The following is a 9,644-nucleotide window of genomic DNA, read 5'->3' as shown; positions in this document are numbered from 1 at the left end:
GCACTCGACGGCGAACCCCGTACGGCGGACTCCGACGCACCATGCCCCGTGGTGCGCGTCCCCTCCCTCCCCCTGCCCGGCTACCCCCAGGTACGCGTCGCCCTGCCCAGCCGCCGGGTCGCCGCGACCCTCGCCGCGCACCGGGCCGACCTCGTGCACCTGGCCGGGCCGTTCGTCCTCGGCGTACGCGGCATGGCAGCCGCGGCACGGCTCGGGATACCCGCCGTCGCCGTCTACCAGACCGACCTCGCCGGCTACGCGCGTACCTACATGGGCGCGGGCGAGGCGGCTGCCTGGCGGCGCCTGCGAGCCGTCCACAGCGCGGCGGACCGCACCCTCGCCCCGTCCAGCGCCGCCGTCAAGGACCTGGAGGAACACCGCGTACCGCGCGTCCGGCTCTGGCCGCGCGGCGTGGACACCGTCCGGTTCCGGCCCGAACTGCGCGACGACGCGCTGCGCCGCCGGCTCGCGCCCAACGGCGAGCTGATCGTCGGATACGTCGGCAGGCTGGCCGCCGAGAAGCACGTCGAGCTGCTGTCGGGCGTCTGCGGACTGCCCGGCGTCCGCGTCGTCATCGTCGGGGACGGGCCGAGCGAGCCGTCCCTGCGCACCACCCTCCCCGGCGCCGTGTTCCTCGGCCGCCGGACCGGCGACGAACTGGCCCGGATCTTCGCCTCGTTCGACGTCTTCGCGCACACCGGGCCGTACGAGACGTTCTGCCAGACCGTTCAGGAGGCCATGGCCAGCGGCGTCCCGGTGGTCGCCCCGGCGGCCGGCGGACCGATCGACCTCGTCGACCACGGCCGCACCGGGCTGCTGGTGCCGCCCCACGACGCACGGGCCGTCACCGGCGCCGTACGCGACCTCCAGGCGGCCCCGGAACTGCGCGCCTCCTACGGACGCACCGCGCGCGCCACCGTCGAGGGCCGCACCTGGGCCGCGGTCGGCGACCAACTGCTCGACCACTACGCCGAGGTACTCGGCGAGCGCACGGCCGTGGTCGCATGAGCGACATAGCAGCCGCCCCTGGCGGCGTACGGATCGTACGGCTGGCCAACTTCGTCACCCCGGCCTCCGGAGGGCTGCGCACAGCCCTCCAGCAGCTTGGGGCGGGCTATCTGGCCGCCGGGCACGAACCGGTCCTGATCGTGCCCGGTGAGCGCCCGAGCGACGAACACACGGCGCAGGGGCGGGTGATCACCCTGCCCGGAGTCGTACTGCCCGGCACCGGCGGCTACCGGGTGCTGACCGACCGCCGACGGCTGAGCGCCCTGCTCGACTCCGTCGCCCCCGACCGGCTGGAGGTCTCCGACCGCACCACCCTGCGGTGGACGGGGGAGTGGGCACGCCGCCGCCGGATCCCGTCCGTCATGGTGTCCCACGAGACCGCCGACGGGGTGCTGCGCACCTGGGGCGTACCGGCCGTGGCCGCCGGGCGGGCCGCCGACCGGCTCAACCGGCGCAGCGCGTGGTCCTATTCGCGGATCGTCTGCACCACCGAGTGGGCCGAGCGGGAGTTCGTCCGGATCGGCGCGCGCAACGTGGTGCGCGCGCCGCTCGGCGTCGACCTGGTGCGCTGCCGGCCGGAACGGCGCCGCGCGGAGCTGCGTGCCCGGTACGCCCGTGGGGCCGACGTCCTCCTACTGATGTGCTCGCGCCTGTCCGTCGAGAAGCGTCCCGGCGCAGCGCTCGACGCCCTCGCCACGCTCCGCGACCGGGGTGTGCGGGCGACGCTGGTGATCGCCGGGGACGGCCCGCTCGCCGGCGCGCTGGCGCGCCGGGCACGCGAGCGCCGGCTGCCCGTGGTGTTCCTCGGGCACGTCGGCGACCGGGAGGAACTGGCCGACCTCCAGGCCGCCGCCGACATCTGCCTGGCACCGGGACCGGCCGAGACGTTCGGCCTCTCCGCGCTCGAAGCGCTCGCCTGCGGCACGCCGGTCGTCGCGAGCGCGTCGTCGGCCCTCCCGGAGATCCTGGGCGCGGCGGGCGGTACGGCGGCGGACACGCCGGAGACGTTCGCCGACGCCGTACAGGGACTCCTCGACCGGCCGGAGGCGCTCCGGCGCGCAGCGGCGCGGGCGCGGGCCGAACTGTTCTCGTGGGACCGCGCGGTGGCGGCGTTCCTGGCGGCGCACGAGGCACCGGTGGGAGCGGGACAGGCCCCCTCGGGCATGCGGCCGGTCGTCGAGCCGGGCCGCGGCACCACCGTGCCGGGGGCGCCCGTCGGGATGCCGTCGACGCCGGCCGTGCCGTCCGTTCCGTCCGTGGTGGCGGCATCGGTACGGCGCCGGAACGGGGGCGCGGCATGACCGCGTACGCGAACCCCGGGGGGCGGCTCGCAGCGCCGACGGCGGTGCTGCCTCGTGACGGAGGCGCGCGATGACCGTGTACGTGAACTCCGAGGCTCCCCAGGAAGCCGCGGCTCCGGTGGAGCCGTCCGTACCGAGGCCCCTGCGGTTCGCCGCGCTCGGGGACTCGCTCACGGCGGGCGTGGGGGACCGGGTGGACGGCGGCTGGCGCGGTTGGGCCGTGCTGCTCGCCGAAGCGCTCACACCGGCGGTCGGGGACGGTGACCCGGCGGGACTACGTCCCCCCGGCCCCGTCGCCCCCGCTCCCGCCTTCCGCAACTTCGCCACCAGCGGCGCCCTGACCCGCGACGTCCGCGCCGTACAGACCCCCGCCGCTCTCGCCTTCGCGCCCGACATCGCCTCCGTCGTCGTCGGCGTCAACGACACCCTCCGCCGCTCCTTCGACATCGCCTCCATCGCGCGCGCCCTCGACGAGGTCTGCGCCGCCCTCACCGCCCGCGGTACGGTCCTGCTCACCGCCTGCCTGCCCGACCCCGGCGTCATGCTGGGCCTGCCCGCGCCGCTCGCGAGACCTCTCGCGCGAAGACAGCGCGCGGTCAACACCCTCGTCCACACGCTCTCCGCGCGGTACGGCGCCGTCCATCTGCACGCCGCCGACCCGGCGTGGGTCGCCGACCGCTCCCTGTGGAGCGCCGACCGGCTGCACCCCGGCGAACGCGGCCACCGGATGATCGCCGCGCAGTTCCACGCGATGCTCACCGCGCGCGGCCTGACCCTGGGCCCGCCACCGCCCAGGGAGCCCGAACGGCCGCCGCCCAGCCGGACGGAGGCGCTGCTGTGGCTGGCCACGGCCGGCGCCGGCTGGATGGTGCGCAGAAGCACCGACCTGCTCCCCGAACTCCTCTGGCTGGCGGGTGCCGAGGTGCGCCATCTGGTGCGCGGCACCGCCGCCCGACTCGATCTGCGCGCCGAATTGGCCCTCAGCCGCGCGCTGACAGCGCTGCCGCCGGCCGCTCCCCTTGCCAGAATGGGGGAATGACTGGGCGCTGGGAATTCTGGATCGACCGTGGCGGCACCTTCACCGACGTGGTGGGACGGCGCCCCGACGGGCGCCTCGTCACCAGAAAGCTGCTCTCGCACAACCCCGAGCAGTACGCCGACGCGGCCGTCGCGGGCATCAGGCTGCTGCTCGGTGTGGCACCGGACGAGCCGGTGCCCGCCGACCGGATCGACGTCGTCAAGATGGGCACCACTGTCGCCACCAACGCGCTGCTGGAGCGCCGTGGTGAGCCGACCGTCCTGCTCGTCACCGAGGGCTTCGGCGACGCGCTGCGGATCGCGTACCAGAACCGCCCCCGTCTCTTCGACCGGCACATCGTGCTGCCGGAAGCCGTCCACGAGCGCGTCATCGAGGTTCCCGAACGCGTCGACGCGCACGGCGCCACCGTCCGGCCGCTGGACACGCGTACCGTCGCCGCTCGGCTGCGGGAGGCGTACGACGACGGCTTCCGCAGCGCCGCTGTCGTCCTCATGCACGGCTACCGCCACCCCGACCACGAGCGCGCCGTCGCCGAAGCGGCCCGCGCGGCCGGCTTCACCCAGGTCAGCACCTCCCACGAGGTCAGCCCGCTGATCAAACTGGTGCCGCGCGGCGACACCACCGTCGTGGACGCCTACCTCTCCCCGATCCTGCGGCGCTACGTGGACGAGATCGCCTCCGAACTCCGCGACATCCGGCTGATGTTCATGCAGTCCAACGGAGGGCTGCGCGAGGCCGCCCACTTCCGTGGGAAGGACGCCGTGCTGTCCGGCCCCGCGGGCGGCGTCGTCGGCATGGCCCGTACCTCCGGACAGGCGGGCTTCGACCGCGTCGTCGGCTTCGACATGGGCGGCACGTCGACCGATGTCTCGCACTACGCGGGGGAGTTCGAGCGCGAGCTGGGCACCCAGGTCGCCGGGGTCCGGATGCGGGCGCCGATGATGAACATCCACACCGTCGCCGCCGGCGGCGGCTCCGTGCTCCACTTCGACGGCCAGCGCTACCGCGTCGGCCCCGACTCGGCGGGCGCCGTACCCGGCCCCGCCTGCTACCGCCGGGGCGGCCCGCTCACCGTCACGGACGCCAACGTGATGCTCGGCCGGGTCCAACCGGACCACTTCCCCGCCGTGTTCGGGCCGGACGGCGACCAGCCGCTGGACGCCGACGTGGTGCGGACACGCTTCAGCGCGCTCGCCGACGAGGTCGAGGCGGCCACCGGCGTACGGCGCGAGCCGGCCGAAGTCGCCGCCGGCTTCCTGGAGATCGCCGTGCTCAACATGGCGAACGCCGTCAAGAAGATCTCCGTTCAGCGGGGCCACGACATCACCCGCTACGCCCTCACCAGCTTCGGCGGCGCGGGCGGCCAGCACGCGTGTGCCGTCGCGGACGCGCTCGGCGTCGACACGGTGATCGTGCCGCCGCTCGCCGGGGTCCTCTCCGCGTACGGCATCGGGCTCGCCGACGCCACCGCCATGCGGGAACAGTCCGTGGAGGCCGAACTCGGCACCGGAGACGGCGAGGGGGACACGATCGGCCGGGTGCGCGAACTGTGCGCCGCCCTCGCCGAGCGCACCCGCGCCGAACTGCGCGCCGACTCCGTCCCGGACGCAGCGATCACCACCCACGCGCGCGTGCTCCTGCGGTACGCCGGAACGGACGCCGGCCTGGCGGTGCCCCTCGGCGGCGCCGCCGACATGACGGCGGCCTTCGAGCGGGAACACCGCACGCGCTACGCCTTCACCATGGACAAGCCCGTGGTGGTCGAGGCCGTGTCGGTCGAAGCCGTGGGGAAGGCCGCGTCCCACGGGGCGTACGCGACGGACGAGACCTGGGTGGAAGGCGACGGCGGGAGCGTACCGCCCGCGACGGTGGGCATGTTCGTCGACGGCACCGAGCGCGACTGCCCGCTCCACCGGCGCGCCGATCTGCGCCCCTCCGACACCGTCGAAGGCCCCGCGATGATCGCCGAGGCCGACGCGACGACCGTCGTGGACGCGGGCTGGCAGGCGTCGGTCGGCGAACTCGGGCATCTGCTCCTCACCCGCGCGACGCCCCGCCCCACCCGCGTGGCGGCGGGCACGGACGTGGACCCGGTGCTGCTCGAAGTCTTCAACAACCTCTTCATGGCCATCGCCGAGCAGATGGGCGTACGGCTGGAGAACACCGCCCACTCCGTCAACATCAAGGAACGGCTCGACTTCTCCTGCGCCCTCTTCGACGCCGAGGGCAATCTGATCGCCAACGCGCCGCACATCCCCGTCCACCTCGGATCCATGGGCGAATCCATCAAGGAGGTGCTGAAGCGCGACGAGGGCTCGCTGCGACCCGGCGACGTGTACGCCGTCAACGACCCCTACCACGGGGGCACCCATCTGCCCGATGTGACAGTCGTGACGCCCGTCTTCGACGAGCAGGGCGAACAACTCCGCTTCCTGGTCGCCTCGCGCGGCCACCACGCGGAGATCGGCGGCATCACGCCCGGCTCGATGCCCGCCTTCAGCCGGACCATCCATGAGGAGGGCGTGCTCTTCGACAACTGGCTGCTCGTACGGGACGGCAGGCTCCGCGAGAGCGAGACACGCGCCCTGCTCGCCGACGCGCCGTACCCCTCTCGCGACCCGGACACCAACCTCGCCGACCTGCGCGCCCAGATCGCCGCCAACGAGAAGGGCATCGCCGAACTGCGCCGTATGACCGAGCAGTTCGGCTACGACGTGGTGGACGCCTACATGGGCCACGTACGGCGCAACGCGGAGGAGTCCGTACGCCGCATCATCGCCGGGCTCGGCGACGGCGCCTACCGCTACGAGACCGACAACGGAGCCGTCATCGAGGTCGCCGTACGCGTCGACCGCGAGGCCCGCAGCGCCGTGATCGACTTCACCGGGACCTCACCTCAGCAGGAAGGCAACTTCAACGCGCCCCGGTCCGTGGTGATGGCCGCCGTCCTGTACGTCTTCCGGACGCTGGTCGCCGACGACATCCCCCTCAACAGCGGCTGTCTGGCGCCGCTCGACGTACGGGTGCCCGACGGGTCGATGCTGTCGCCGTCCTTCCCCGCGGCGACGGTCGCGGGCAACGTCGAGACCTCGCAGGCCGTGACGGGCGCCCTGTACGCGGCGCTCGGCGTCCAGGCCGAGGGCTCGGGCACCATGAACAACCTCACCTTCGGCAACGAGCGGGTCCAGTACTACGAGACGGTGGCCAGCGGATCGGGCGCGGGCGACGGCTTCGACGGAGCCGACGCCGTCCAGACCCATATGACCAACTCCCGCCTCACCGACCCCGAAGTGCTCGAATGGCGCTACCCGGTGCGCGTCGACGGATTCGCCGTCCGGGACGGCAGCGGTGGCCGTGGCCGCTGGACCGGTGGGAACGGGGTCGTACGGCGTATCCGCTTCCTGGAGCCCATGACGGTCACCCTGCTGACCGGGCACCGCACGGTGGCGCCGTACGGCATGGCGGGCGGCGAGCCGGGCGAACTCGGCGGCAACGAGGTGGACCGGGCCGACGGGACCCGTACACCGCTCAAGGGGGTCGACTCGGTGGACGTGGCCGTGGACGACGTACTGGTGCTGCGCACCCCCGGCGGCGGGGGATACGGCACACCGGAGTGAACTCGCCGGGTGCGGCGGGCCGGTGGCCGGCCCGCCGCACCCGCAGCCATGCGCGGGCGCCATGCGCGGGTGCCGGGGAAGTCACTGGGGCTTCTGCGTCGTTTCGACCGTTGTCAGTCCGAGGACCTAATCTGTTCAGCGTGACTTCGCCTGCCTCGACGGACCCTGTTCCGCCCCAGCTCAGCGCGGGGCCGCGGCTCGCCCAGGGCCCGGCCGCCGACGAAGGGCTGGCGCGGCGGCTGCGCGCGCTCGCCTGCACCGCGCCGCTGCACGACCTCGACACCCGCAAGGCCAATCTGGCGGGGGAGTACTCGGTCTACGCGATGGCGGAGGTCGCGCTCGCCGCGATCGACCTTGTGACGCTCAACATGGACTTCGACACCGGCGCGGACCACGAGCAGATAGTGGCCAGACTCCTGCCGCGCGTCGCGGCCCAGGCACCGCACCGCCCGGTCACCGAGCACGAGCGGGTGGCCCGCTGGGTGCTGGAGAATCTGATCAACGTCGGCAGCGTCGACCGCGGATTCCGCGCCGTGTACGGCACGTTCGGCGCCGACGGCGTCTACACCCGCCGGGACTACGACTTCAAACTGATCGAGGAAGTCCCCGGCCACGGCGGCAGTGTCTATCTGCGCACCACCGACGAGGCGGTCAACGTGCTGGTGGGCGCACTGGACACGGACGTCACCAGCGCCCAGATCGCCGCCGAGGTCAAGTTGGAGGTGCTGATCAACCGGGGCCGGCTCGCCGACGCCCAACTCGCCGCCGAACAGGCCCGGTACCGCACCGTGCAGTACGCGGAGACGCTCCGCAGGACCCTGGAGGCGACCCGGCGCAACGTCCGCGCGGTCGACTGGCTCAACGCGGTGCCCGACATGATCGCCGAAGCGCTCGACCACGTCGCCGACCGCTACCGCCACGAGAACGCGATCCTCAACAACATCCGCAGATCCCGTGACGAGGCGGAGACCGGCGCCGACCCCAAGACGGCCGAGCACAAACGGCGCGCCGCCGAACTGGTCGACATCGTCAAGGACTGCATCCGCCGGCACACCCAGCTCCAGTCCCGACTGCTCGAAGCGGGACCGCTGTTCCGCGCCGAACAGGACCGCCAGGCGTTCGCCGAGCCCACCACCCGGACCGGACTCGACCTGTACGGCCAACTCCTCGCCCCGCTCCTGCCGTTGTCCGTCGACCGGGCCGCCCGCGTCACCGACGCGTTCTTCGCCCGTGGCACCGGACTGCGCACCCCCGCGTCCGTCCGCGTCGGCGACCTCGTGGACCTGCTGCTCACCCCGCCCGTGGAGCGCCAGCACCTCGGCGCGGAGATGCCCGAGCCCGACCTGATCGCGACCCCCGACGACAGCCGCTTCAGCGAGGAGCAGCTGGCGAACGCGCGCGACCTGCTCGACCTGGAGCACGACGCGCCGCGCAGACTCTCCGGGCTGCTCGCCGAGGCCCGCCGCCGCGACCCGGACCTGCCCTACCTGGTCGCGCTGCTCGCCATCCACGCCGCGAGCCCACCGGTCGGCACGGCCTACCGGCAGGGCGAGGAACGGCTGTTGTTCGCCGTGGACGACGGGACGCCCCTCGACGACGAGGAGTTCGGCGGCGCGGACCTCATAGTGGGCACCGCCCTCCTGGACGCCGCCGGGATGACCGCCGACCGTACGGACGCCGCGTGACGCCCACCCGGCCGGCGGCCCGCACCCGCGCCTTCCCCCGCACCCGCGACACGACCACCCCCAGCAAGGAGCGACGCCCGTGAGCGACCACCAGGCAGAGCACGCCGCCGCGTGGGGCGAGCCGGGCGCCGCCGAAACGGCCCGTACGTCCGCACCCCCACCGCCCGGCGGCTCCCTCGCTCCGGCCGTCACCCCCGCCGACGCGGCCGACGCCGCCCGCCTCGTCTCCTTCGGACTCCAGCCCAAGGTGCTGCCCGCGCGGGACGCCGAGTACGCCGACCTGCTGCGCCGCTACCGTGAGGAGACGGCCTTCGCCCGGCTCGCCGACGCGGTGGCCACCGGCCTCGGTCTCGTCGTCCTCGAAGTCTCCTCCCGTACGGGGATGGCCGTGACGGCGGGCGAGGACTCCGTGTTCGCCGTCCGCATGGGCGACTACGCCCGCCGCGCGTCGACCGACTCGGCGGACCGCTTCCTGCACGGACTGGCCCATCTCGCCGTCGCCGCCATGGCCTTCCCCCGCCCCGAGGACCTCGCCGACGACGGGTACATCGGCCGGATCACCGTCAACGGTGTCGACGCCTTCGTACGGCAGGCCTGCCACCGGCTGGAGGAACAGGCCGAGGAACAGGGCGAGAACACCGACCCGGCGACCGACACTCCCGGCCTCGAATCGGCCTGGCGCGTCTACGCGCGCCGCAGCGCGACCGGCGCCACCAAGGACGCGCGCCGCCTCGCGGGCTCCACCACCGGCATCATCGGCAAGGCCATGGCCTTCCTCACCGACTCCGGCTTCCTGCACCGGACCGGCGACGACGCCGGAGGCGCGTACCGCACCACGGCCCGCTACCAGCTCCAGGTCCGCGACATGGCCGGCAGCGCCGCCATGGCCGAACTGCTCGCGCTGGGCGTCGTACCGGTCACCGACGGATCGGCGACGCTGCTTCCCCCGCCCGACCCCGACGAGCTCGGCCTGGTCGCCGATCCGTCGGTGACC

The 9,644-nt window shown here is 73.8% G+C and carries 6 protein-coding genes; all 6 read left to right on the top strand.

Annotated features, from left to right (window positions below; translation table 11 throughout):
• Positions 1-1,008 (top strand): glycosyltransferase family 4 protein (locus tag BHU15_RS32270; RefSeq protein WP_069630373.1); only part of this gene is annotated, 1,008 nt, incomplete at its 5' end.
• Positions 1,005-2,309, top strand: a complete 1,305-nt coding sequence (locus BHU15_RS32265; protein WP_079128519.1) for a glycosyltransferase — start codon at positions 1,005-1,007, stop codon at positions 2,307-2,309. The genes BHU15_RS32270 and BHU15_RS32265, both read left to right, overlap by 4 nt.
• A 70-nt stretch (positions 2,310-2,379) precedes the next feature.
• The gene (locus BHU15_RS32260; RefSeq protein ID WP_079128518.1) at positions 2,380-3,348 is read left to right on the top strand and encodes an SGNH/GDSL hydrolase family protein; all 969 of its coding nucleotides are present in this window, start codon (positions 2,380-2,382) and stop codon (positions 3,346-3,348) included.
• The gene (locus tag BHU15_RS32255) at positions 3,345-6,965 is read left to right on the top strand and encodes a hydantoinase B/oxoprolinase family protein (protein ID WP_069630371.1); all 3,621 of its coding nucleotides are present in this window, start codon (positions 3,345-3,347) and stop codon (positions 6,963-6,965) included. Before BHU15_RS32260 ends, BHU15_RS32255 begins: the two co-directional genes overlap by 4 nt.
• Positions 6,966-7,105: 140 nt before the next feature.
• Positions 7,106-8,650: a hypothetical protein gene (locus tag BHU15_RS32250; RefSeq protein WP_069630370.1), complete on the top strand. Its 1,545-nt coding sequence runs from the start codon at positions 7,106-7,108 to the stop codon at positions 8,648-8,650.
• A gap of 79 nt (positions 8,651-8,729) precedes the next feature.
• A partial coding sequence (locus BHU15_RS32245; protein ID WP_069630369.1) for a hypothetical protein occupies positions 8,730-9,644 on the top strand: 915 nt, incomplete at its 3' end.

The organism is Streptomyces niveus, from assembly GCF_001723055.1.
Lineage (GTDB): Bacteria > Actinomycetota > Actinomycetes > Streptomycetales > Streptomycetaceae > Streptomyces > Streptomyces niveus.
Note: the sequence above shows the minus strand (reverse complement) of the source record. Positions and strands in the feature narration are given on the sequence as shown.

What these genes read in the sequence shown, in the direction of transcription:
- BHU15_RS32255 (WP_069630371.1), top strand. Translation starts at nt 3,345, where the DNA reads ATGACTGGGCGCTGGGAATTCTGGATCGACCGTGGCGGCACCTTCACC.
- BHU15_RS32265 (WP_079128519.1), top strand. Translation starts at nt 1,005, where the DNA reads ATGAGCGACATAGCAGCCGCCCCTGGCGGCGTACGGATCGTACGGCTG.
- BHU15_RS32260 (WP_079128518.1), top strand. Translation starts at nt 2,380, where the DNA reads ATGACCGTGTACGTGAACTCCGAGGCTCCCCAGGAAGCCGCGGCTCCG.